This window comes from Pseudarthrobacter sp. HLT1-7 (assembly GCF_059383435.1).
Genome location: NZ_JBWZCH010000015.1, coordinates 1 through 23,218 on the forward strand (window position 1 = coordinate 1; position 23,218 = coordinate 23,218).

Here is a 23,218-nt window from a genome sequence, read left to right on the forward strand (position 1 = left end):
ACAACGCCGCCGTCATCTGCCTGGCACGCCGCCGCTGCGACGTCATCCACGCCATGCTACGCAACGACACACTCTACGAGGAAAAAGCTCCCCAAACCGCTTGACAAAAAACATAGGGACACCCCCCTGGGGAATGTCAGCTCCACGGAGTCAGCCGGGGTACAGGCGCAGCCAGAGCACAAGATCGTCGTAGGCCTCCTGGCGCACCGCACGGCGGGACAGGAAGACATCGTGGAGGGCCTGCGGGTAACGGAAGACGGCCGCGCGGCGGCCCAGTCCAAGCGCCCGGCGCGCCGTCTCCTCAACGTCGATTACGGCGTCAACCCCGGTGAGTCCTTCGGACCATTCGGCCTGGATCCGGGTGCGCCCGGACAACATCACCAGCACCGGTGACGTGATGTCGAGCCGCCGCTCCACGGCCGCGTGGCCAGCCATCACCGCCTTCGTCCAGCCTGGCCTGATGGGGAAAGACGTCTTTGGCCGCCACCCCGGATTCACGGCCCATTCACCGTGCGCCGTGTCGCTGACGCACTCCCAGTAGCCCGGCATGCTGGGCAGCAGGAACGGCCGCCGGGGGTCGGCCCGCGCCAGCGGTTCCACCAGATGCATGGCGATGTTCCGGATCAGGCTGCTGCCCTGTAGTTCCAACCAGGGGGCGTTCAGGATCAGGGTGCCCAGCCGGCCGGGGTGGCGGTCAGCCCACAGTGCCGCCACCAGGCCGCCGAGGGAATGCGCCAGCAGATGCACCGTCGGCGGGCGGGAGCGGCCGGTGCGGAGGGCTATGTCAGCACCGATGGCGGCCAGCGCGGCGGCGATTTCCTCGTCGTAGACGGCCAGATCGGTCATGTAGCCGGGGGTCTGCCAGCCGCGGAGGCTGCGCCCGAACTTTCGCAGGTCCAGGGCATAGAAGTGGAAGCCGCAGGCAACCAGATGGTCGGCGAGTTCGGCCTGCAGGAAATAGTCAGCCCAGCCGTGCAGGTACAGGACCACCTTTTCCGGCGCCCCGAGCTCAGATGCCCGCCGGCCGTTGCCCGGTGCCGGCGGGCGCCGGCCCTCCGGGCCGAAGAAGCGGTGCAGGGCCGAGAGGATCCTGTCCCCGGGACTCGCTGCCGCCGTGACCGGCGTCCGTTCCGCTCCCGCGTCCCCGGCTCCGCCCGAGGCGGCATGCCGCACCAGAGTGGCGACCACGGGCCCCTCGTCGTCGGGAATCAGGGGTAGCTCCAAGGACTCGAACCGGCTGCCCAGCACGTCTTCTTGCCACCGGGGAGCGGTCGACGGAACGGTCATGGGGTCCCGCCGTCGGACGGTACATAGGCCCGAAGCCACCGGGCCAGCCGGGCGTAGGCATCCGCGCGGACTCGCGGTGCGGACAGGAACACGTCGTGCAGGGCGCCGTCGATCCGTTCCAGGGTCACCGTGCGGCCCAGGCCCAGGGCCCGCAGCGCAATCGTGTTCACATCCAGGACCGCGTCGGTGCGCCGCATGGAGTCCTTCCAGAACATTCCGTTGGCGCTTGCCCCGGAGATCAGGACGAGGATCGGGACGTCGATATTCAGCCCGCGGGCCACCCTGGCCTGGCCGGTGAGCACGGCACTGAGCCAGCCGGCCCGGACGGGAAAGGCGCGCGGCGGACGGTAGCTGTCGTCGAGGGTCCACTCGCCCTCGGCCGCGCTGCTGATGCTGCGCCAGTAGAACCCGCGTTCCGGGAGGCGGATGACGGATTCAGGCCGGAAGCGGGCGAGGGGTTCCACCATGGTCCGGGCCGCGCGGCGGACGGCCGGGCTGCCGTGCATTTCGAGCCAAGGGCTGTCGAGGACCAGCTGCGACACCATGCCGGGATGCCGGCTGGCCCACAGCGCGGCAATCAATCCGCCGGTGGAATGCCCCATAAGCGTCACCGACGTAGGGACGGCGGCCGGGTGGAGCGAACGGATGATGCCGATCGCGGCGGTGATCTCGGCGTCGTAGTCGGCCAGATCCGCCACATAGCCGCCGTGGGTTCCCGGCCGCAGGCTCCGCCCGTGATCGTGCATGTCCAGGGCGAAGAACTCGAAGCCCTGCCCGGCCCAGAACTCCGCGAGTTCCACGTTAAAGAAGTAGTCGCTCCAGCCGTGCAGGAACAACACGGACCGCACCGGCCCGGGCCTGCCCGGCCCGGTGCCTGTCCCGTTGCCGGGCTGCACCGGTCCGGGCCCGTCCGGCCCGGTGCCTGTCCCGTTGCCGGGCTGCACCGGCCCGGGCCCGGTGCTACTGGCGGTGCTACTGCCGGTGTCCGGGAGACGACGCACCAGGGTGGCGGTCCGCTCAAGGCCGTCGGGGCCCGCCGCCCGGAAGGCGCACGCCTCGAAGTCGTTCCCGAGGATGTCGGGTTCCCATTTCATCGCCGAAACCTAGATCGCCGCCGCCGCGGCACGGCCGGCAGCAAAGAGTCCGGGCATCTGGTCCAGTACCGCGGCGCGCGGGCCGGCAGCATGGGCCCGGGCCGCGGACACCGGATCGGCTAGTCCTGCGCCGGCAGCAGTGGCACCGGCCTCGATCAGGGTGTTACCGGGCCCCCGGGGGGCCGCGTCCGGGGATGAAGCGTCGCTGGTCATGGCTTCATGCTAGCGCCCGGCGGGGCGCGGGTTTGGTCTGGACCGCCGGAACCGCAAAACTGGGACCATGCGCGTATATCCGACTTTCTTCCGGCTGGCCTTCTCATGGATGGACGCCGAACGCGCCCACAAAATCGGGTTCAGGGCCATTCGCCTCGTCCATGGCTGCGGCGCCGGGCGCATGCTGCAAAAATTTGCGGCCCCGGCAGTTTCGCTGCAGACCCAGGCCTTCGGCCTGACCTTCCCCTCGCCGTTCGGGCTGGCCGCAGGGTTTGACAAGGAGGGCCTCGGCATCGAGGCCCTCACCGACCTCGGCTTCGGGCACGTGGAAGTCGGCACCATCACCGGCCAGGCACAACCCGGCAACCCGGGCCCCAGGCTCTTCCGCCTCATGGAAGACCGGGCCGTCATTAACCGGATGGGCTTCAACAACGACGGCGCCGCCGCAGTGGCGCCCCGGCTGAAATCAGCCCGGGCCGCCCTGCAGCGGCACTATCCCGGCGTCCGCCCGGTCATCGGGGTCAACATCGGCAAAAGCAAGGTCGTGGAGCTCGACGACGCAGCGGCGGACTACCTCATCAGCGCCCGGAGCCTGGCCCCCGCCGCCGACTACCTCGTCGTTAATGTCAGCTCCCCCAACACGCCCGGGCTCCGGCTGCTGCAGGATGTTCAGGCGCTGCGCCCGCTGCTTGCGGCGGTAGGGGAGGAGGCGGACAAAGCCGCCGGCCGGCACGTGCCGCTGCTCGTCAAAATCGCGCCGGATCTCAGCGACGAGGACCTCGACGACGTCGCTCGCCTGGCGCTGGACCTGAACCTGGATGGCATCATCGCCACCAACACGACGACCGCCCGCACGGGGCTCGTCTCCAGCCCCGGGAAGGTCGGGGCGTGCGGGGCCGGCGGACTCTCCGGGGCGCCGCTGAAGAAGCGATCACTCGAGGTGCTGGCCCGTCTCAGGGCAGCAACCGACGGCGCACTGACCCTGGTCTCCGTGGGCGGCGTCGAGACGGCGCAGGACGTCCAGCAACGGCTTGAGGCCGGCGCCACCCTGGTTCAGGGCTACACGGCTTTCCTTTACGAGGGACCCTTCTGGGCCGCCCGCATTAACCGCCAACTCGCAAAGCACCCGTCACGGCGCTAGGCGCGTCCACCTTCCCTCGACGCGCAGCTTTCCCTGCGACGCGCGAAATGCCTGACGACACGGGAATTCCCGCGTCGCCAGGCATTATGCGCGTCGCGGGGCGATCTGCGTAGCGCGAGGCGTCAGGCGGGGTACTCGCCGCGCTTGACCTGGGGCTTGGGGAGGCGCAGGCGGCGGAACTGCAGGGAGCGCATGGAGCCGTACCAGACGGTACCCCGCTCGATTTCGCCGAACTTCCCGGCCAGCCGCTTCTTGAGTTTGCGGGACAGGATAAAGACGTCGACGAACACGGCCAGGAACATCACCCAGAATCCGCCCAGCACATAGATCATCTGGTTGCTGGAGGCCGGCACGAGCAGGGAGACCACGACGAAGATCAGCGCACCGAACATGAGGTATTCGCCGAGGCTGAAGCGGGCATCCACGTAGTCGCGGGCGAAGCGCTTCTGCGGGCCCTTGTCCCGCAGCGGCAGGAACTTCTCGTCCCCGGTGTCCATGGCCTTACGCATCTTGACCCGCTGGTCCTGGACGGCGGCGCGCTCGGCAGCCTTGGATGCCTTGCGGTCCTCCGGCACGAGGGGCCGCCTGCGGGCGGCCACCTGGGCGCTGCGCTTGGGCGTGGGCGCGCCCTTGCCAATGGCGGCGGTGCGGGCCGAAGCCTCGGCCGTCTGCTGGTCAACTACATCCTGCGCCGAGGGCGCTGCTTTATTTCGTCCAAACACCCTTACAGAATACCCCGCGGCGGCGGGCGCGGGACCCGGCCCGCAGGCCGCCGGATCCGCTGGCGGGCTGTTTGTGCTGATCCTTCGCCCGGGTAGTGTCGTGGCCATGACTTCATCACCCGCGGGGAACCCGCAGACCTCCACCGGTTACGCCGGAAACTTCGACGCCGAAGCCCTCCGCCGCGCCGTCAGCGAATCGTTCGACACCACGATCACCCAGCTGAAGGAGCTCGTCGCCATCCCGGGCATCGCCTGGCCCAGCTTCGACCCGGCCCCGTTGAACGCCAGCGCCGACGCCGTCGCCGCGCTGGTCCGCGCCGGCGGCTTCGATGACGTCCGGATCCTGCGGTGCGAAAAGGAGGACGGCACGCCCGGCGGCCCTGCGGTCGTAGCCCGACGTCCTGCCGCTAAAGGCAAGCCGACCGTCCTGCTCTACGCCCACCACGATGTGCAGCCAACCGGCGATCTGGCGCTGTGGGAAACAGAGCCGTTCACCGCCGTCGAACGCGACGGCCGGCTCTACGGCCGCGGCGCGGCAGATGACAAGGCCGGCATTCTGGCCCACATCGCCGCCTACGCCGCCGTGACGCGGGTGCTGGGCGACGACCTCGGCCTTGGCGTGACCTTCTTCTTCGAAGGCGAGGAGGAAGCCGGGTCCCCGACCTTCCGCTCCTTCCTGGAAGCCAATCGGGAGCTGCTGCGCGCAGATGTGATCGTCGTCGCCGACTCGTCCAACTGGAAGGTGGGCATCCCGGCCCTCACCACCAGCCTGCGCGGCCTCGTGGACGGCACCATCGAGGTCAGGGTCCTGGACCACGCCGTCCACTCCGGTATGTTCGGCGGGCCGGTATTGGACGCCCCGACGCTGCTGTCCCGCCTGATCGCCACCTTGCACGACGACGACGGCAGCGTCGCGATCGCCGGCCTGGTCAGCGGCGACGACGTCGAGGTGGACCTCACCGAAGAGGAGTACCGTGCCGACGCCTCGGTGCTTGACGGCGTCCGGCTGGCCGGCACCGGCTCCATCGCCTCGCGGATGTGGACCAAGCCGGCGCTGTCCATCATCGGTTTCGATGCGCCGGCCGTGGACGTCGCCTCCAACACCCTGCTCCCGCGGGCGCGCGCCAAATTCAGCCTGCGGCTCGCCCCCGGCCAGGATCCGGCCGAGGCCATGGAGGCCGTGCGCAGACATGTCGAAGCCAACGCCCCCTTCGGTGCCCGGGTGGTCTTCACCCCGGGGGAGAGCGGCAACGCCTTCCGCACGGACACGTCATCGAAGGCCGCCGGCGCCGCAATGTGGGCCCTCGGGGAGGCCTGGGGCGTTCCGGCCGTTGAGATGGGAATAGGCGGCTCGATCCCCTTCATTGCGGACCTGACCGAGCTCTACCCGGACGTGCAGATCCTGGTGACCGGTGTGGAGGATCCGGATTCCCGCGCACACAGCGCGAACGAGTCCCTGCACCTGGGGGACTTCCGGAACGCAATCGTTGCCGAAGCGCTTCTGCTGGCCCGGCTGAACGAGGACGGGCTGGCCTAGGCTGATTCTCCGCCCGGCCGGGTTCCCGGGAACATCCAGCCTGCCGGAAGGGTTACGCCAGAAGTTAGAGCTGCACCCCTGATCGACGTAGCATGTAGCTATAGCCAAAACCGTTTAAGTAGAGGCGCGCACCGTGTGAGCGGTGCAGCCACCACCGTCGTCAGAAGGTAGGCCATGAGCACTACAACCAATGAAAACAGCGCCGACACCACCGCCGCAGCGGGCGGGGAACTAGCCGCCCACGAGGTCAAGCTGACCGACGTCGCTGCCGGCAAGGTCCGTAGCCTGCTCGAGCAGGAGGGCCGCACCGATCTGCGCCTCCGCGTCGCCGTGCAGCCCGGCGGCTGCTCCGGCCTGATCTACCAGCTCTACTTCGACGAGAGGGTCCTCGACGGCGACGCCGTCCGGGACTACGACGGCGTCGAGGTTGTAGTCGACAAGATGAGCGTCCCCTACCTCAGCGGGGCCAGCATCGATTTCGAGGACACCATCTCCAAGCAGGGCTTCACTATCGACAACCCGAACGCCGGCGGCTCCTGCGCCTGCGGCGATTCCTTCCACTAGGGCCGGGAAATCGCCCGGCCCTACGGCCACAGGAACCACAACGAGCGGGCGCCATAAAAAGGTCCCGACGCACGGCGCGGACTTGTGGGCGAAAACTCGCGGGGAGCGGTAAGCTCTACATCGAGTAGTAAAACTTTTCGTGTGTCCTGACCGCCACTTCGCGGCCCGGGCGACAGCAACAAGTAGGAAGGTCCGTCTGTGAGTTCGCAGAACCGAACCGGCAGCCGACGCAAACAGATCACTACGATCACTGGCTTGGCACTCGCCGGCGCGTTGGCTTTGACTGGATGTTCACCAGAGGTACAGAAAGGGTGGCTGCCCACTGAACGTGGCACCACCAGCAACACTGACCGCATCATGGACCTCTGGGTCAACTCATGGATTGCCGCGCTGGTGGTCGGGATCATTACCTGGGGTCTGATGATCTGGTGCATCGTCGCTTACCGGCGGCGTAAGGGCACCGTCGGGTTCCCCCGGCAGAACAGCTTCAACCTGCCCCTCGAGGTCTTCTACCTCACGATCCCGCTGTTTATGGTCCTGGTGTTCTTCTACTTCACCGACCGCGACCAGCAGGCGATCGACAACCGCGCCCAGCCCGCCGACGTCGTCGTGGACGTCCGAGGCAAGCAGTGGGCCTGGGACTTCAACTACAAAAAGGGCGACGTCATCCGCGAGGATGTCTACTCGGCAGGCGTCCAGACAAATCTCACCGGGGAGGCTGTGGACAAGGAAAAGCTGCCCACCCTGTTCCTTCCGGTGAACAAGTCTGTTGACCTTGAGCTGAACGCCCGAGATGTCATCCACTCCTTCTGGGTCCCCGCCTTCCTGCAGAAGCGCGACATGATCCCCGGGAAGACCAACTACATGAGGTTCACCCCCACCAAAGAGGGAACCTACGACGGCAAGTGCGCCGAACTCTGTGGCGAGTACCACTCCGAAATGCTGTTCCGCGTAAAAATCGTCTCCGACGCCGAGTTCCAGGCACATCTGGAGAAGCTGCGCCAGGACGGCAACACCGGCGCGCTCGGCGAAGAGTACGACCGCAACCCGGCCCCGACCGAAACCAAGTAAGGGGAGCGACGTGGCAACCACCTATTCTCAGCCCTCCGGGACCCTTGAGGCTCCCGTAGTACCCAAATCCAAGGGACGCATCGTCGTCAACTGGATCACCTCAACCGACCACAAGACCATCGGGTACATGTACCTGATTGCGTCTTTTGTGTTCTTCTGCTTCGGCGGAGTGATGGCACTGCTGATCCGCGCCGAGCTGTTCGAGCCGGGCATGCAGATACTGCAGACCAAAGAGCAGTACAACCAGCTCTTCACCATGCACGGCACCGTTATGCTGCTGATGTTCGCCACCCCGCTCTTTGCCGGCTTCGCCAACGTCATCATGCCGCTCCAGATCGGTGCCCCGGACGTTGCCTTTCCGCGGCTGAACGCTCTGGCCTTCTGGTTCTTCCTCTTCGGCTCCACGATCGCCGTGTCCGGCTTCGTCACCCCGCAGGGTGCAGCGTCGTTTGGCTGGTTCGCCTACGCGCCGCTGTCCAACACGACGTTCAGCCCGGGCGTGGGTGGTGACCTCTGGGTCTTCGGCCTGGCGCTCACCGGCTTCGGCACCATCCTCGGTGCAGTCAACTTCATCACCACCGTCATCTGCATGCGTGCCCCGGGCATGACCATGTGGCGGATGCCGATCTTCACCTGGAACATCCTCGTCACGTCCATCCTGGTCCTGATGGCTTTCCCGCCGCTGGCCGCGGCCCTCTTCGCCCTCGGCGCTGACCGACGCTTCGGTGCCCACATCTTCGACCCGGAGAACGGCGGCGCCGTCCTCTGGCAGCACCTCTTCTGGTTCTTCGGACACCCCGAGGTCTACATCATCGCGCTACCGTTCTTCGGCATTGTTTCGGAGATTTTCCCGGTCTTCAGCCGCAAGCCGATCTTCGGCTACAAGGGCCTGGTCTACGCAACGATTTCCATCGCGGCCCTCTCCGTGACCGTGTGGGCTCACCACATGTACGTCACCGGCTCGGTCCTGCTGCCGTTCTTCTCCTTTATGACGATGCTGATCGCCGTTCCCACCGGGGTGAAGTTCTTCAACTGGATCGGCACCATGTGGCGGGGATCAATCACCTTCGAAACCCCCATGCTCTGGAGCATCGGCTTCCTGGCGACGTTCCTCTTCGGTGGCCTGACTGGCATCATCCTGGCATCCCCGCCGCTGGACTTCCACGTTTCGGATTCCTACTTCGTCGTCGCCCACTTCCACTACGTGGTGTTCGGCACCGTGGTGTTCGCGATGTTCGCCGGCTTCTACTTCTGGTGGCCCAAGTTCACCGGCAAGATGCTCAACGAACGCCTCGGCAAAATCCACTTCTGGATGCTGTTCCTGGGCTTCCATGGCACCTTCCTTATCCAGCACTGGCTCGGCGTCGAGGGCATGCCCCGCCGCTACGCGGACTACATGCCGCAGGACAACTTCACCTGGATGAACCAGTTCTCCACCTACGCCTCCTTCCTGCTCGGTGCCTCGCTGATCCCGTTCTTCTGGAACGTCTACATCACCTGGCGCAGCAACGAACGGGTCACGGTGGATGACCCCTGGGGCTTCGGCGCCTCCCTCGAATGGGCCACCTCCTGCCCGCCCCCGCGCCACAACTTCACCTCGCTGCCGCGGATCCGCTCGGAGCGTCCTGCACTGGACCTCCACCACCCCGAGCTGTCCCAGTCGTACACCGTAGAATCGCCCGGCCCGGCAGCGGCAGCGCTCGGTAACGCCGATCAGAAGGACACCGCCCAGTGAAGATTGAATCCAGGATTTTTGGCTACGGAGCTTTCTTCTTCGTCCCCGTTGCGGTTATTTACGGATTCCTGACCGACTGGACCGAATGGGTTGGATCCCTTGGCATACTGTTGCTCGGCGGCCTCTCTGGAATGGTCGGCGCCTACCTCGCCTTCACTGGCAAGCGTGTCGGCATGCGGCCCGAGGACCGCAGCGACGCCGAGATCCACGAAGGCGCCGGTGAACAGGGTCACTTCAGCCCCTGGAGCTGGTGGCCGCTGGTCCTCGGACTGGCCTGCGCCGGCGGATTCCTCGGCATGGCCGTTGGATTCTGGATTGTCTACATTGCGGCCGGTCTTGCACTCGTCGGATTGGTCGGCTGGGTCTACGAATACAGCCGCGGAGACCACGCGCACTGACGTCCCGTAGGTATTCTTAACGCACACGACAGCGGGCCCCACCACAATGGTGGGGCCCGCCGTCGTCGGCGCTGGGTGCGGAGTGCGTTTTCTGGGATCGGGGCGGCACTTTCCCGGGCCGGGCCGGCGGTGGTCTAGACCGGCCCCCGGGTTGTTCTACGCTTAGTGCATGAACGTACGCACCAGGCGGGGCCATGGGGTCTAACGCGGCAGCGATGACCGGCGAGATCGACCGGCAGAGCGGCACACCCATCTATGTCCAGCTCCGGGAAATCCTCCGGGCCCATATTGTGAGCGCCTGCCCGCCGGGTTCGGCACTGCCGTCCGAGCGGGATCTGGCCGGGCGGTTCGGTCTCGCCCGGATGACGGTCCGCCAGGCCATCGACGCCCTAGTGGGCGAGGAGGTGATCGAGCGCGTGGTGGGCCTGGGCACTTTCGTCCGCAAACCCAAACTCGACCTTCAGGTCAAGCTGACCTCGTACAGCGAGGAAATGCAGCGCCGCGGCATGGTCCCGGCAGCCAAGGTCCTCAGCTTCGAACAAATTGGCGCCAGTGCCTTCCTGGCCCGCGAGCTGCAGCTGGAGGAGGGGACGCCGCTGGTACGGTTCCGGCGCCTTCTGCTGGCAGACAACGAGCCGATGAGCGTCGACGAAAACTTCATCCCGGCGCACAGAGTGCCGGGACTGCTCGACGGCGAACCGCCCAGCTCGCTCTACAACGTGCTGAGCGAACGCTACGGCCTCGTGATGGAGTGGGGCGAGGATATGATCGAGGCGACGGCCGCCTCGCCGTCCACCGCGCGGCTGCTCAACGTCGAGGTGGGATCCCCGCTGCTGAAAATTCAGCGCCACGCCTTTGTGGCCAGGGCGATGGTCGACTACTCGGTGTCCTACTACCGGGCCGACCGGTACAAGCTGTGGGTGCCGCTGCAGCGGCCCGGTGTCCGCCCGACGCGCAATTACGCCTCGGGCTACCGCCAGTAAGCAACGCGGGGTCACTTAGCGCCCATGATCCGATGCGGCATGGGCGCTAAGTGACCCCGCGTTGTGGTTTGTGGCGGGTACGCCGGAAGGCCCGGTCCTGGTGGGCCGGGCCTTCCTGTTCTGCCGTGGAGTCTGCTCTGCCGTGGAGCTAGCGGCTGAGGGTCTTTTGGGACTCTTCGGCCGCAATCGCCTCGTGTCCGCCGTGGTGGCCATGAGCCGCATCAAGCTCGGCGGGCGTTGCCGGTGCCACGCGGTCTTCGAAGAACAACTGGGAGAGCTTCGCGCGGCGCTTCTCTTTCCTGTCCACGATCCCGTGAGCGTTCGGTTCAGCCGGGAGCGGCGAGGGGGACTCGAAGCCGACCAGCTTGTAGCGCTTGTACTCGTCCAACGGGGCGTGGACCTCGATGAACTCACCGTGCGGCAGGCGTACGATACGGCCCGTTTCGCGGCCGTGGAGCGCAATTTCGCGGTCCTTGCGCTGTAGGGCCAGTGCAACGCGCTTCGTCACGACGAAGGCGATGACCGGGCCGATGAAGAACAGTGCGCGGAGCCAGTAGGTTACGTCGTTCAGCGACACGTGGAAATGCGTGGCGATGAGGTCCGAGCCGGCCGCTGCCCACATGACGCAGTACCACACAAAGCCTGCCATGCCGATGGCGGTCCTGGTGGGGGCATTGCGCGGACGGTCCAGGACGTGGTGTTCGCGGTTGTCCTTGGTGATCCAGCGTTCGATCCACGGGTAGGTGAACAGGACGGTGAAGATGATCCCTGCCGGCACGAGGGCCGGGAGGAGAACATTCAGGGTCAGCACCTGGCCGAAGATCACGTACTCCAGGGGGAAGCTCCCGATGACGCCCGGCATCAGGCGCAGGGCCCCATCAACGAACCCGATGTACCAGTCAGGCTGTGTGCCTGCGGATACGGGGGAGGGGTCGTAAGGGCCGTAGTTCCAGATCGGGTTGATGGTGAAGAAGCCCGCCATGAGGGCCACGACACCGAAGACGATGAAGAAGAAGCCGCCGGCCTTCGCCGCATAAACCGGGCCGAGGGGGTAACCGACGACGTTGCCGTCGTTACGTCCCGGACCGGGGTACTGGGTGTGCTTGTGCACCACCACCATGAACAGGTGCATCACGATCATCAGGAGGATGAGCGCCGGAACGAGCAGGATGTGGAGCATGTACAGCCGGCCGATGATGACCGTGCCGGGGAATTCCCCGCCGAAAAGGAAGAATGAAATGTACGTGCCGACCACAGGGATGGCCTTGATGACGCCGTCAATGATGCGCAGTCCGTTTCCGGAGAGCAGGTCATCGGGGAGGGAGTAACCGGTAAAGCCAGCGGCCATCGAGAGGATGAGCAGGACGCCGCCCACCACCCAGTTCATTTCGCGGGGTTTGCGGAAGGCACCGGTGAAGAACACGCGCAGCATGTGCACGGACACCGAGGCCACGAACAGCAGTGCGGACCAGTGGTGGACCTGGCGCATGAACAGACCGCCGCGGACATCGAAGGAGATGTCCAGCGAGGAGCTGTAGGCCACTGACATCTCGACGTTCTTCAGCGGGGTGTAGGAGCCCGTGTAGTGCGTCTCCGCCATGGACGGATCGAAGAAGAAGGTCAGGAACGTGCCGGAGAGCAACAGGATGACGAAGGAATACAACGCCACTTCACCGAACATAAAGGACCAGTGGTCCGGGAAGACCTTGCGGCCGAATTCGCGGAGGATACCGGATCCGCCGACACGCTCGTCAACATAGTCAGTAATGCGGCCGCCCTTGGTCTTGGCGACGAAGGTGGGGGCATTAGCTGGTGATGTTGCGCTCATGCTCATCACGCTCCCAATAGCTAGGTCCAACAGGTTCTTTGAAGTCGCTGGTAGCGACCAGGTAGCCCTCGGAGTCAACTGCGATCGGCAGCTGCGGGAGTGGCCGGCTGGCCGGGCCAAAGATAACCTTGCATTCCTGGGTCAGGTCGAAGGTTGACTGGTGGCACGGGCACAGCAGGTGGTGGGTCTGCTGCTCGTATAGAGCGACAGGGCAACCAACGTGGGTGCAGATTTTTGAATAGGCGACGATCCCGTTGTAGCTCCAGTCCTCGCGGCCTGCGGAAGGCTTGAGGGACTCGGGGTTCAGCCGGATCAGCAGAACGACGGCCTTGGCCTTCTCATTCAGTTTGCCTTCAACTAACTTGTTGAGGCCGTCCGGAATGACGTGGAAAGCGGAGCCGATGGTGACATCCGAGGCCTTGATGGGGGTCCCATCGGGATCGCGGGTCAGGCGTTTGAACTTGCCCTCCTCCGGAGCCCACATGGTGTGAGCAAGTTTGTCGTCCGGGCGCGGTCCTAGGTCACCGAAGACGGCGAGGGCCGGCAGGGGTGCCAGCGCGACGGCGCCTAAGAGGGTGTTGCGGATGAGCGGCCGGCGCTTGATGCCGGTTTCCTCCACGATGTCGTCAACGATGCGGACCGCGGCCAGGCGGTCTTCCTCGGTGCGGATCGGATGGCGCTCTTCCGAGACTTCATGGTCCGGCATCAGGGCCTTCGCCCAGTGCACGATACCGGTACCGATGCCGAGCATGGCAAAGGCGGTGCCGAGGCCCAAAAGGGCGTTCTGCAGCCGGATGGTGGCGATCGTGGAGTCATCTCCCAGATCGATTGCAAAGTAGGCCACCAGAAATATCAGGGTGCCAACGACCGATGCCCCGAAAAGTAGGGCTACCTGCCGCTCTGCTCGCTTTGCGGCCCTCGGGTCCGTGTCAGCCAGGCGCAAACGGTGCGGGGGAATTCCAGGATCCTGGAACTTCGCCACCTCATTCTGACCAGCCGTAGCTACGGTGCCCGAGTGGTTCGGACTGCCGTCACTATGGTTGCCCATAATTCGCCTCATCCCTCTCTTGTCCCGGCGGTTGCCGAGTTAGCTTTCAGTTCAAACTGCTGACGTGTCAGCAGAAAAATTCATACGGGTGTTGCTGATCCGGTCAGGATGCCCGGGACGTGAGCCAGATAGTGAAGGCGACAATCACGCCGAGACCTGCGATCCAGACAAACAGACCTTCGGATACCGGTCCCAAAGCACCGAGATCGGCGCCGCCGGGGGACCCGCTGGCTTCAATCTGCTTCAGGAAGGTGATGATGTCGCGCTTGCCTTCGGGGGTAACGTTCGCGTCGGAAAAGACCGGCATGTTCTGCGGGCCGGTAACCATGGCTTCGTAGATGTGCTTGCCGGAGACGTCCGCGAGGGCCGGGGCGAATTTGCCCCTGGTCAGCGCGCCGCCGGCGGCGGCAGCGTTATGGCACATGGCGCAATTGACGCGGAACAGCTCACCTCCAGCGGCGGCGTCGCCCTTTCCGTCGAGGAGACCTTCCTCGGGGATGGACGGGCCGGGGCCGAGCGAGGCCACATATGCGGACAGCTGATGGGTTTGCTCGTCATTGAACTGGACGGGCTTCTTTTGGGCCTGCGGGCCGTTCATCTGCATGGGCATACGGCCGGTGCCGACCTGGAAGTCAACCGCAGCGGCGCCGACGCCGACGAGCGACGGTCCCGCCTGCGACCCGCTGGCACCTGTCCCGTGGCAGGTGGCGCAGTTGGCGGCGAAGAGTTTGCCGCCTTCTTCCGCATCATTTGCGGTGAAGCTGGTAGTGGCGGCTTTGGCCTGGTTGACGGTGGTGGCGACGGCGTACAGCCCACCAGTGACCAGGAGGCCCATCAGCAGCAGTGCAATTGCTGCCAGTGGGTGACGTCGCTTCTGCGAGAGTGCCTTCACGTGGTGGTTCCTTTTTTCGATCCTGCGGTGGCTCGGGGAGCCGCTTCTGTAAATTCTACCTCTTGTAGAAAGAGAACCAGTTCCTGGCTACTTGAGGACGTAGATGACCAGGAAGAGGCCGATCCACACAACGTCGACGAAGTGCCAGTAGTACGAGGTGACGATCGCGGAGGTCGCTTCGAAGTGGCCGAACTTCTTAGCGGCGAAGGAGCGGCCGATGATGAGGAGGAAAGCAACCAGGCCGCCGATAACGTGCAGTCCGTGGAAGCCGGTGGTGATGTAGAAAGCTGAACCGTAGGCATTGGAGGAGAGCGAGACGTGCTCGGAAACGAGCAGTGCGTACTCGGTCGCCTGGCCGGCCACGAAGATTGCTCCCATGATGAATGTCAGGGTGAACCATTCGTTCATGCCCCAGCGGGTGAAGCTGAGGGCGCCGCCGCTTCGACGCGGCTGGAGCCGCTCAGCGGCAAAGACACCCATCTGGCAGGTAAACGAACTTGCCACGAGGATGATCGTGTTGACGAGCGCAAAAGGGAAGTTGAGCTTTGCCGTCTCTTCGGCCCACATCTGTCCCGACGTGGAACGGAGTGTGAAGTACATGGCGAAGAGACCGGCGAAGAACATCAACTCGCTGGAGAGCCAGACGACGGTTCCAACAGAAACCATGTTCGGGCGGTTCAGCGTCGGGTGCGCCGGGGTACTGGGGGCTTGGGTCGCAGATGTCACATAGACATTATGTCCGTAAAAGTTCCTCCTGCCCAACGCAAACCGCGTTTTCGGAGGACTTTTTCTACAAAGACGCGAATTCGCGCGGAAAAGTTCCCGGGCCCGTTCATATTGGTCATAGTCAGGGGCACCTCGGTAGCATCAGGAGGTGACTTCTCAGGCATCCCCACAAGCGGCCGGCAACTGGCCGCGGCTCATCAACGCACTCATCGGCGGGACGGACCTAACGGCGGGCAATACGGAGTGGGCGATGAACTCGATCATGTCCGGGGAGGCCACACCCGCGCAGGTGGCCGGTTTTCTGGTGGCGCTGCGCTCCAAGGGGGAGACGGTGGATGAGCTGGCCGGTCTGGTCGAGGCGATGATCACAAACGCCAATCCCATAGCCATCGCCGGCGAGAAGCTGGACATTGTGGGCACCGGCGGAGACCAGCAGAACACCGTCAATATCTCCACGATGGCAGCCCTTATTTGCGCAGGCGCGGGTGCGAAAGTGGTCAAGCACGGCAACCGTGCGTCGTCGTCCACGGCCGGCTCCGCCGACGTCCTCGAAGCCCTCGGCGTCCGGCTGGACCTGCCGATTCCGCGGGTAGCCCTCAACGCCGAGGAAGCCGGCATCACCTTCTGCTTCGCCCAGGTGTTCCACCCCTCCATGCGGCACGCCGCCGTCGCCCGCCGGGAGCTGGGGGTGCCCACTGCCTTCAACTTTCTCGGCCCCATGGTCAACCCGGCGAATGTCCAGGCCTCCGCGGTGGGTGTCGCCAACGAGCGGATGGCCCCGCTGGTGGCCGGGGTGCTGGCCAGGCGCGGCAGCCGGGGGCTGGTGTTCCGCGGCAATGACGGCCTGGATGAGCTGACCACCACCGGCCCTTCCCACGTCTGGGAAATGCGGAGCGGTGCGGTTACGGAAAGTGTGTTCGATCCCCGCGAGCTGGGGATCCGTCAGGCGACGCTGGAGGAGTTGCGCGGCGGAGATGCCGCGGCCAATGCCGCCGTCGTGCGGTCGGTACTCGCCGGCGGGCATGGCCCTGCCCGCGATGCCGCACTGCTCAATGCTGCAGCCGGTCTGGTGGCTTTCGACCTGGCCGCGACGGGCCCGCTGGCGGAGCGGATGGCCGCCGCCATGAAGCGCGCCGAGGACTCCGTCGGATCGGGTGCGGCGGCGGCCGTGCTGGACCGGTGGGTTGCGCTGTCACGCAGCTGAACTGCCGCAAGCGTTGATCCGGCACTAATTTGTTCTCAGTGCTCGGTGTGCCTACTGTTCGAAGCCCAGGGCGAAGGCGGCGTCGAGGTCGTGCTGCGAGTAGGCGCGGAAAGCAATGTGGGTGGTCGTGTGCACAACGGCGGGTACCTTGGAGAGCTTGTCGGCGATAACGTCCGCGAGGTCCTCGTGCTTGGCGACCCTGGCAATGGCGATCAGATCCCATTCACCGGTGACGGAATAGACCTCGCTGATACCGTGGATCGCGGAGATTTCTTCCGCCGTCTCGGGGATGCGGGAGGCGTCTGTCTTTATCAGGACAAATGCGGTGACCACGTATGAACCTTTCCGGATCTGTTGCGCCGTTGCTGTCCAGCTGACCCCCCCCTGGCTGATTGCCGCCGGTTAATAGGTGCAGGTGGGTCGGCCGTTTCCTTGCAAGCCTAGTGCATCAGTCCCTGGGTCGGCGGGCCCTGAACCGCCGAACACCGGCGGCGAGCAGACGGTAGCCGAGCAGGAAAAGACCCACGGCGAGCAGCGCGACGATCACAAACGGCAGGACCACCGTCTGCCCGGTGGCGGCGCGCAGCAGCATGCCGATGGTCACCGTCCCGAGCCAGACGCCGACGCCGGCCGGCCAGGGGGAGAGCGGAGCGCGCCAGACGCGCAGGGCAAGCCAGGAAACGGCAGCGCCGGTGAGGAACGGCCAGGCGGTGGTGAGGACTCCCGCGATGATCTCGCCGCGCTGGTGCGCGTCCCGGCCGATCGCGGCAAAAGTAAGGATCAGCGCTGCGTCGGCTATCGCGGCCAGAACAACTGCCCGCCCTCCGGCTACCGGGCCGGACCCTGCTACGGAGCCATTTGCGGGCGGGCGGGGGAGTGGCGGTGAAGACGAAAGCATACTTCCAAGCGTAGCCGCGCCGGCTGGCTGCGGCGGGTCAGGCGGTCGTCGTCGCCGTCTTGCGCGGTGAAGCCGGTCAGAACGACGGCGGCAACGCGGTCGGCCCCGCGCCCCGGCGCCCATTCCCGGGACTGTGCGCCTAGCCGTTGTGCCGCCAAGCGCGCACGACTAGGCTCGCCTCAATCCCGGATGGCCGCCAGCTGTCGGCTTGCGGGACCGGCCGAACGGAAGACGGTGTGCTGTGAGCGAAAAGATCACCACTTGCCTGTGGTTCGATCATCAGGCGGAGGATGCTGCCGGGTTCTATGTGTCTGTCTTCGACGGCGCCAGGGTGCTCGACGTCGCCCGCTATGGCGAGGGCGGTCCCGGACCAGCCGGCCAGGCCATCACCGTCCGCTTTGAAATTGACGGCAGGACGTTTACGGCGTTGAACGGGGGACCGGCGTTCACATTCAACGAGTCGGTCTCGTTCGTGATCGACTGCTCCTCGCAGGAGGAAGTGGACCGTTACTGGTCGGCACTGAGCGACGGCGGATCAGAAAGCCAATGCGGCTGGCTGAAGGACAGGTACGGCGTGTCCTGGCAGGTCGTTCCGTCCGTGCTGGGCCAACTGATTGGCGGCCCCGATCCTTTGGGTTCCCAGCGCGCCATGCAGGCGATGCTGGGGATGCGGAAGCTGGACATCGCAGCCCTGCAGAACGCCTACGAAGGGCGCTAAGCCGGAAGCGGACCGGATCTGCAACGCTTCCGCTGACGGGAACGCTGTCGGGAACGCTGACGACGTCGGACGGGGCCTCTTTGGAGCCGCCCGGAACGCAGTGACCGAAGGAATCATCGCCGAGAGCGGGGTCGAGGCGCTGATGGACCGCTGCCTGGGCGGCGCGACATCGCGCTCACTGTTCTGGTCAGCGGTCTGCAATCCGCCGTCGCGCAGGGGGCATTCCTCCGGTGCTGCCGGCGTCGGGGGAATTTGCGTCAGTCTGGCCGAACTGCCAGAAGTGATGCCTGTCGCCTGACCGATCGGCTGCCATGCAGCCAGGGTTTCGCCGAGTTGACTGATGCGACAGACAGCAAAGGTCCGGCCGGGTTCAGGGCCGGCCGGACCTTTCCTGCAGCGGGCGTTCCGCCTAAATTCCGCCTAATACGGACCGATCATCCGGCCTTGCCGGCGAGGGCTACCAGCACACCGGCGGTAGCGAAAAACTTGTTGCTCCCAAGGTCACGGAGGGTTTTGATACCCATGCCGGCCAGCAGTTCATCGTGCTTTTCGGTGAGTCCGGCCAGGGCTGAAGGCGGTGCAGCGAGAACTTCCTCCAGGGTCGAGTTCTCGAAGGCTTTGTCAAGTGCTTTGCCCAATTCAACAGATACAGCCATATTCATGTCCTTTCATCGGTCCGCAAAAGTAACACACCCGATTCGGCGCCCACAGGGCTAGGAATGGGTATGGACGGATGCTTCGAATCGCTCCGGGTCCCTGCCGGATCTGCAGTTGCGGGGACTCCAACAATATACATATCCAGAGTGAGATTTGCAGCACTGCATGCCTCGAGCACAAGCTGTCCCGTTCGGCCGTCGAAACTTCGGCCCGTCATTGCGAAGCAAAGAATGGCAGTCCTGCAAGGGGCCGGGGCGGCAGGTGCCGGCACAGCGTCGTGCCGAAGGCCGGCGGTGTCGACGGCGAAGTGATCGGCCAGCATCCGAAGGCCCACGCACCGTACAGGGCACCGACACGTCGCCATTCGATAGCGCATGACCGGGCAGCACACAGGCCGGTTCCTGGGTGCGGCCGCCATCTGGCGGGAGATCTCGTTCTTGGGCACCGACATCATCCGGATCGAGGAAGCAGGGGAGGCGCTCTGTCCGCACAAGGGAAAGTTCTGCGCCGGCGGATGGGCTGAGGTTTCGCCGCTGCCGACGGCGTCACGGAGCACCGCCGTGAAGCTGACCCTATTCCGTTGTTGACGTAGATGACCTGGCCGTTGACCCAATGGGAGGCAATTTAACCGACCACGGCCTGGGCGATATCCTTCGGTGATGCCGCGGCCGCGGAGTCCACGGGCAAGGATCAGGGTCAGTGCCCATACGGCCTTTGTAAGTTCAATGAAACCAAGGCGGGCTTTGTGTCCGAAGTTGTTACTTTACATAATGTCGATTATCGGCGTTTTGGGCAGGCGCGCCGGGAGGGCTGCGAAACCCGGGGTCGCCAGCGCGGTTCACCGCCGTGGCGCAGCTATTGTGCCGGTTGGTCCATTGTCTTATCCGGCAGCCTCACTGAGAATGAACCATGACGGTCTACCTGAGGTCCCTGGAAACTGCTGTTCCGCCAACTGTCCTGATCCAAACCGAAGCCCGTGATGTGTTTGCTGCCCAGCCGGGCCTGACCAGGCTGGGAACGCGCCTCGTTGCCACCTGCTTTGACTCGGCTGCCATCGACACCCGGTACACGGCCGTCGAGGAACTGACCAGAGACAGCCGGGCGGAGAATCCGCGGTTTTTCGATTCCGGCACCGGCCTGCTGCTCAGCCCCAGCACGAAGGTCCGCAACGAAATTTTCGCCACCGAGGCAACAAAGCTCTTCATCGAAGCCGCCCGGAAGGCACTGGACGCCTGCCCCGGCATCGACTTACTTGACATAACTCACCTCGTGACGGTCTCCTGCACCGGATTCTTCAACCCCGGTCCTGACTACAAAATTGTCCGGGCCCTGGGCCTGAACCCCGCCGTCCAGCGCTACCACCTGGGGTTTATGGGCTGCTACGCCGCGTTCCCTGCCTTGCGCGCCGCCAAGTCCTTCTGCGAGGCGGACCCGAACGCCGTCGTCCTTGTGGTCTGCGCGGAGCTCTGCTCCCTCCACGTCAGGACCTCGAACGATCCGGACACCATCATGGGATCGGCCTTGTTCGCCGACGGCGCCGCTGCGGCCGTGATCACGGCGAGGAACGTCCCGAACGAACCGGCGCTCATGCAGCTGGACCATTTCGAGACGGTCCTCACCCCGGTGGGTGAGGAATCCATGGCGTGGAATATCGGCGACGAAGGTTTCGAGATGGTCCTCGGAAACTATGTCCCGCACATCATCGATGACCACATTATCGGCGCCCTGGAACCCCTGCTCGCCCGGGAAGTTTCCCTCCTCGGACTCCCCTATCGCAATATCCGGCACTGGGCCATCCATCCCGGCGGCCGCAGCATCCTCGACAAGGTGCAGTCCAGGCTGGATCTGAGCGACGAGCAATTGGTCCCGGCCCGGGAAACTCTCCGCAACTTCGGGAACATGAGCAGCGCCACCGTCCTGTTCGTGCTCCGGCATATCCTGGATCTGCCGCCCGCGGATGGCGACGACGGCGGGGATGAGCGGATCTGTTCCATGGCCTTCGGGCCAGGACTGACCGTGGAAACGGCCCTGTTTACCAAGATCAGGAGTCCGCGCCGCGCCGACGACGGACAACTCGACGACGGGCAACGGGACGACGGTTCTGTTCCTGCAGCGGAGGCCGCTGCCCAGCCGGAATCCGCGCTGGCCTAGGACGCTGGCCTGAAGACCATGGAACTCCTGCGGGAACGTGCGGCATTCGCCGTCGAGGAAATGGACCGGCCCGGCTGCGACCCGGTTCGGCTGGAGCGCACCTATGCGCAGTTCGCGCTGGTCAACCGGGCAGTGTCCGGCTGGCGGGGCATCTATCTGAGCCAGCTGCGGCCGCGGCTCCGCGACAGCTCCGCCACCACGCTGCTGGACATCGGCTGCGGCGGCGGGGATGTGCCGGTCATGCTGTCCCGCTGGGCCGCGCTGGATGGACTCCGGCTCCAGATCACTGCCATCGACCCGGACCCGCGTGCCAGCCGCTTCGCCGCGGAACGGAACTCCGCCGCAGGCGTGGACTTCCGGCAGGCGACATCGTCCCAGCTCGCCAGCGAAGGCCACAGCTATGACTTTGTTGTGTCAAACCATGTGCTGCACCACCTCGCCGCCGACGCGCTGCCGGCCTTCCTTGCCGAGTCGGCGGCGCTCTGCCACGGCCGCGTCATCCACAACGACCTCCGGCGCAGTCCGGTTGCCTATGCGCTGTTCTTCGCAGCATCATGGCCGTTCACCGGGTCCTACATCAGGCAGGATGGGCTCACCTCGATCCGGCGCAGCTACACCGCGGCCGAGCTGCGGACCGCCGCTCCCCCGGGCTGGCTGGTCGCCCGCACCTCCCCCTACCGGAACCTGCTGATCCTCGACAAGAGTCCCGACACAGGCGCTCCCGGTGGCTGAAGTACTGATCATCGGCGGCGGACCGGTGGGATTGTTCATGGCGGCCCTATTGCTGCAGAGCGGAGTGAGCGTCCGGGTGCTCGAACAGCGCACCGGGAGTGAGCGGCACTCCCGGGCCATAGGCATCCATCCGCCGGCGCTGGAGGCATTGGAGCGGATCGGCGTCGCCCGGGAACTGATCGGCCAGGGCGTCCCGATCCGACGCGGTGTCGCCGTCGGCGGTGGGGACCTGCTCGCCGAAATGACCTTCGACGGCGTGTCGGACAGCTTTCCGTTCGTCCTGTCCCTCCCCCAGACGCGCACCGAGGCGGTCCTCGAACAACGTGTCCGGGAGCTCGATTCCGGGGCCGTGCACCGCGGCGTCCGGTTCACCGGCATGCGTGAGGACAGCGGACGGGTCACGGTGGAAGGCACTTCAACCGCCGGTCCGGTCCGGTATTCGGCCGCGCTGGTGATCGCCGCCGACGGCGTCCGCTCAGCGGTGCGGACGCAGCAGGGTACGGCCGTGCGGGCCAAAGACTATCCGGACCGCTACCTGATGGGCGACTTCGCCGACAGCACCGGCTTCGGTACTGACGCGGCCCTGTTCCTGGCACCCGGCGGCATCGTGGAGTCGTTTCCACTGCCCGGTGGGCTGCGCCGCTGGGTGGTCCGGCTGGACGGTAGCCCTGACGGCGGCCCTGCCGACGTCGGCCACGCGGGCGGCGGATCCGGCATGGACGCGCGGTGGCTGACGGGGTGCGTCCGGGAACGGACGGGAATCGACGTCGAGCCGGGCAGCAACAGCATGCTCAGCGGCTTCGGTGCCCGTTCGCGGCTGGTCCGGCACATGGTCACCGGTCGCACCGTGCTGATCGGGGACGCCGCGCACGAGGTCAGCCCCATCGGCGGCCAGGGCATGAATTTGGGCTGGCTCGACGCCGTCGCTCTGGCGCCGCTCGTCTGCGACTGGCTGCAGGGTGCCGCCGTGGCCGCCGGGTTGCGGGACTTCGAGCGGAGCCGGCAACGCGCGGCCGCCAGGGCGGCAGGGCAGTCCGAGCTAAATATGGCGTTGGGCCGGCCCCTGGCGGGAGGACCGCTGCGGGTGCGGAACCGCGCCATTGCGGCGGCCGCCGCGCTTCCCGCAGTCAACGCCTTCGCGGCCCGCCGGTTCACCATGCACTGACCGGCCCGGCAGGCAGCCTCAAACCGTTGTGTAGTAGCAGTCGTAGCTGTCCTGGCTGATGATCCTGCTGTCCCGCACCTCAAAGACCGACGCGGTCCTGGCCCGGATTTCCTCGCCCGCGTCCCAGTGCGGAAGATCCATCAACAGCGTTGCAGACCACTCCGCCTCCACCACCACGCGGCCGCCGTCACAGCTTGTCCGCCGCACGTCAAAGCGCTGCCCGGAAACGACCTGCCCGCCCGTGTCCGCTCCCGCCAGGGCCTCCGCGCGGTTGCGGGTTGACCCTTGCGGGGCCAGCAGATGGGGAGCCTCGGTCAGGATGAAGTCGGCGGCGAGGAAGGCGCCGATTTTCTCCGCCCCGCCGCCCGTTTCGATGGCCCGCAACAGGCCCAGTACGCAGTCCAGAGGTGTCTGTGGCGTCATGGACTGAGACTAGCCGATGTCCCTTGGAACC

The 23,218-nt window shown here is 65.6% G+C and carries 26 protein-coding genes; 14 read left to right on the top strand and 12 right to left on the bottom strand.

What is annotated here, in order from left to right; all coding sequences use genetic code 11:
- Window positions 1-150: 150 nt before the first annotated feature.
- From AC50X6_RS13900 to AC50X6_RS13910, 3 genes are read right to left on the bottom strand one after another with little or no spacing between them, the layout of a single operon-like run.
- Window positions 151-1,287, bottom strand: a complete 1,137-nt coding sequence (locus AC50X6_RS13900; RefSeq protein WP_494966795.1) for an alpha/beta hydrolase — start codon at window positions 1,285-1,287, stop codon at window positions 151-153.
- A complete protein-coding gene (locus tag AC50X6_RS13905) occupies window positions 1,284-2,381 on the bottom strand; it encodes an alpha/beta hydrolase (RefSeq protein ID WP_494966796.1) in 1,098 nt (365 codons plus the stop codon). The genes AC50X6_RS13900 and AC50X6_RS13905 overlap by 4 nt, the downstream gene beginning before the upstream one ends.
- A gap of 9 nt (window positions 2,382-2,390) precedes the next feature.
- Window positions 2,391-2,594 carry a hypothetical protein gene (locus AC50X6_RS13910; protein ID WP_494966797.1) on the bottom strand — a complete coding sequence of 68 codons (204 nt, stop codon included), beginning with the start codon at window positions 2,592-2,594 and terminating at the stop codon, window positions 2,391-2,393.
- 67 nt (window positions 2,595-2,661) lie between these two features.
- On the opposite strand from AC50X6_RS13910, the gene AC50X6_RS13915 reads away from it, so the two are divergent.
- Complete coding sequence (locus AC50X6_RS13915) at window positions 2,662-3,735, top strand: quinone-dependent dihydroorotate dehydrogenase (RefSeq protein WP_494966798.1); 1,074 nt, start codon at window positions 2,662-2,664, stop codon at window positions 3,733-3,735.
- Between the two features lie 122 nt (window positions 3,736-3,857).
- Here AC50X6_RS13915 and AC50X6_RS13920 read toward each other — a convergent pair whose 3' ends face one another.
- Window positions 3,858-4,457 (bottom strand): DUF3043 domain-containing protein, encoded by a 600-nt coding sequence (locus tag AC50X6_RS13920; RefSeq protein WP_494966799.1) that lies wholly within the window; start codon window positions 4,455-4,457, stop codon window positions 3,858-3,860.
- Window positions 4,458-4,563: 106 nt separating this feature from the next.
- On the opposite strand from AC50X6_RS13920, the gene AC50X6_RS13925 reads away from it, so the two are divergent.
- From AC50X6_RS13925 to AC50X6_RS13950, 6 genes are all read left to right on the top strand, one after another.
- Entirely contained in the window at window positions 4,564-5,994 is a 1,431-nt protein-coding gene (locus AC50X6_RS13925) for a dipeptidase (RefSeq protein ID WP_494966800.1), read from the top strand.
- Between the two features lie 174 nt (window positions 5,995-6,168).
- On the top strand, window positions 6,169-6,558 hold the full coding sequence (locus tag AC50X6_RS13930; protein WP_326967696.1) for a HesB/IscA family protein: 390 nt from the start codon (window positions 6,169-6,171) through the stop codon (window positions 6,556-6,558).
- Window positions 6,559-6,756: 198 nt separating this feature from the next.
- Window positions 6,757-7,629: an aa3-type cytochrome oxidase subunit II gene (gene ctaC / locus AC50X6_RS13935; protein ID WP_494966801.1), complete on the top strand. Its 873-nt coding sequence runs from the start codon at window positions 6,757-6,759 to the stop codon at window positions 7,627-7,629.
- Window positions 7,630-7,639: 10 nt separating this feature from the next.
- The gene (gene ctaD / locus AC50X6_RS13940; RefSeq protein WP_326967694.1) at window positions 7,640-9,364 is read left to right on the top strand and encodes an aa3-type cytochrome oxidase subunit I; all 1,725 of its coding nucleotides are present in this window, start codon (window positions 7,640-7,642) and stop codon (window positions 9,362-9,364) included.
- Window positions 9,361-9,762 carry a cytochrome c oxidase subunit 4 gene (locus AC50X6_RS13945; protein WP_326967693.1) on the top strand — a complete coding sequence of 134 codons (402 nt, stop codon included), beginning with the start codon at window positions 9,361-9,363 and terminating at the stop codon, window positions 9,760-9,762. The genes ctaD and AC50X6_RS13945 overlap by 4 nt, the downstream gene beginning before the upstream one ends.
- A 194-nt stretch (window positions 9,763-9,956) precedes the next feature.
- The gene (locus AC50X6_RS13950) at window positions 9,957-10,745 is read left to right on the top strand and encodes a GntR family transcriptional regulator (RefSeq protein WP_494966802.1); all 789 of its coding nucleotides are present in this window, start codon (window positions 9,957-9,959) and stop codon (window positions 10,743-10,745) included.
- A gap of 148 nt (window positions 10,746-10,893) precedes the next feature.
- On the opposite strand, the gene qcrB is transcribed toward AC50X6_RS13950, so the two are convergent.
- The 4 genes from qcrB to ctaE all read right to left on the bottom strand — a co-directional run bounded on the left by qcrB (window position 10,894) and on the right by ctaE (window position 15,239).
- Window positions 10,894-12,573, bottom strand: coding sequence for a cytochrome bc1 complex cytochrome b subunit (gene qcrB, locus AC50X6_RS13955; protein WP_494966803.1), 1,680 nt, complete (start codon window positions 12,571-12,573; stop codon window positions 10,894-10,896).
- The gene (qcrA, locus tag AC50X6_RS13960) at window positions 12,551-13,621 is read right to left on the bottom strand and encodes a cytochrome bc1 complex Rieske iron-sulfur subunit (protein ID WP_326967690.1); all 1,071 of its coding nucleotides are present in this window, start codon (window positions 13,619-13,621) and stop codon (window positions 12,551-12,553) included. The genes qcrB and qcrA overlap by 23 nt, the downstream gene beginning before the upstream one ends.
- A 103-nt stretch (window positions 13,622-13,724) precedes the next feature.
- Window positions 13,725-14,513: a cytochrome bc1 complex diheme cytochrome c subunit gene (qcrC, locus tag AC50X6_RS13965; protein WP_326967689.1), complete on the bottom strand. Its 789-nt coding sequence runs from the start codon at window positions 14,511-14,513 to the stop codon at window positions 13,725-13,727.
- A gap of 87 nt (window positions 14,514-14,600) precedes the next feature.
- On the bottom strand, window positions 14,601-15,239 hold the full coding sequence (ctaE, locus tag AC50X6_RS13970; protein WP_494966804.1) for an aa3-type cytochrome oxidase subunit III: 639 nt from the start codon (window positions 15,237-15,239) through the stop codon (window positions 14,601-14,603).
- Between the two features lie 148 nt (window positions 15,240-15,387).
- Between ctaE and trpD the strand changes: the two genes are divergently transcribed.
- A complete protein-coding gene (gene trpD, locus AC50X6_RS13975) occupies window positions 15,388-16,443 on the top strand; it encodes an anthranilate phosphoribosyltransferase (protein ID WP_494966805.1) in 1,056 nt (351 codons plus the stop codon).
- A 51-nt stretch (window positions 16,444-16,494) separates the two neighbouring features.
- Here trpD and AC50X6_RS13980 read toward each other — a convergent pair whose 3' ends face one another.
- Both AC50X6_RS13980 and AC50X6_RS13985 read right to left on the bottom strand, forming a co-directional pair.
- On the bottom strand, window positions 16,495-16,776 hold the full coding sequence (locus tag AC50X6_RS13980; protein WP_326967686.1) for an Lrp/AsnC family transcriptional regulator: 282 nt from the start codon (window positions 16,774-16,776) through the stop codon (window positions 16,495-16,497).
- A 115-nt stretch (window positions 16,777-16,891) separates the two neighbouring features.
- Window positions 16,892-17,341, bottom strand: coding sequence for a DUF3054 domain-containing protein (locus AC50X6_RS13985; RefSeq protein ID WP_494966806.1), 450 nt, complete (start codon window positions 17,339-17,341; stop codon window positions 16,892-16,894).
- Window positions 17,342-17,582: 241 nt separating this feature from the next.
- Between AC50X6_RS13985 and AC50X6_RS13990 the strand changes: the two genes are divergently transcribed.
- Window positions 17,583-18,059, top strand: coding sequence for a VOC family protein (locus AC50X6_RS13990; RefSeq protein WP_494966807.1), 477 nt, complete (start codon window positions 17,583-17,585; stop codon window positions 18,057-18,059).
- A 100-nt stretch (window positions 18,060-18,159) separates the two neighbouring features.
- Window positions 18,160-18,357, top strand: a complete 198-nt coding sequence (locus AC50X6_RS13995) for a hypothetical protein (RefSeq protein WP_494966808.1) — start codon at window positions 18,160-18,162, stop codon at window positions 18,355-18,357.
- 136 nt (window positions 18,358-18,493) lie between these two features.
- Here AC50X6_RS13995 and AC50X6_RS14000 read toward each other — a convergent pair whose 3' ends face one another.
- Complete coding sequence (locus AC50X6_RS14000; RefSeq protein WP_494966809.1) at window positions 18,494-18,715, bottom strand: hypothetical protein; 222 nt, start codon at window positions 18,713-18,715, stop codon at window positions 18,494-18,496.
- Window positions 18,716-19,090: 375 nt separating this feature from the next.
- Here AC50X6_RS14000 and AC50X6_RS14005 point away from each other — a divergent pair, with 375 nt between their 5' ends.
- The 4 genes from AC50X6_RS14005 (at window position 19,091) to AC50X6_RS14020 (ending at window position 22,764) form a co-directional block, all read left to right on the top strand.
- Window positions 19,091-19,303 carry a hypothetical protein gene (locus AC50X6_RS14005; protein ID WP_494966810.1) on the top strand — a complete coding sequence of 71 codons (213 nt, stop codon included), beginning with the start codon at window positions 19,091-19,093 and terminating at the stop codon, window positions 19,301-19,303.
- A 322-nt stretch (window positions 19,304-19,625) separates the two neighbouring features.
- Window positions 19,626-20,867, top strand: a complete 1,242-nt coding sequence (locus AC50X6_RS14010) for a type III polyketide synthase (protein WP_494966811.1) — start codon at window positions 19,626-19,628, stop codon at window positions 20,865-20,867.
- Between the two features lie 18 nt (window positions 20,868-20,885).
- Complete coding sequence (locus AC50X6_RS14015) at window positions 20,886-21,599, top strand: class I SAM-dependent methyltransferase (RefSeq protein ID WP_494966812.1); 714 nt, start codon at window positions 20,886-20,888, stop codon at window positions 21,597-21,599.
- Window positions 21,592-22,764: an FAD-dependent oxidoreductase gene (locus AC50X6_RS14020; RefSeq protein WP_494966813.1), complete on the top strand. Its 1,173-nt coding sequence runs from the start codon at window positions 21,592-21,594 to the stop codon at window positions 22,762-22,764. The genes AC50X6_RS14015 and AC50X6_RS14020 overlap by 8 nt, the downstream gene beginning before the upstream one ends.
- 18 nt (window positions 22,765-22,782) lie before the next feature.
- Here the strand turns inward: AC50X6_RS14020 and AC50X6_RS14025 are convergent, their stop codons facing one another.
- The gene (locus AC50X6_RS14025) at window positions 22,783-23,187 is read right to left on the bottom strand and encodes a nuclear transport factor 2 family protein (RefSeq protein ID WP_494966814.1); all 405 of its coding nucleotides are present in this window, start codon (window positions 23,185-23,187) and stop codon (window positions 22,783-22,785) included.
- Between the last annotated feature and the right edge of the window lie 31 nt (window positions 23,188-23,218).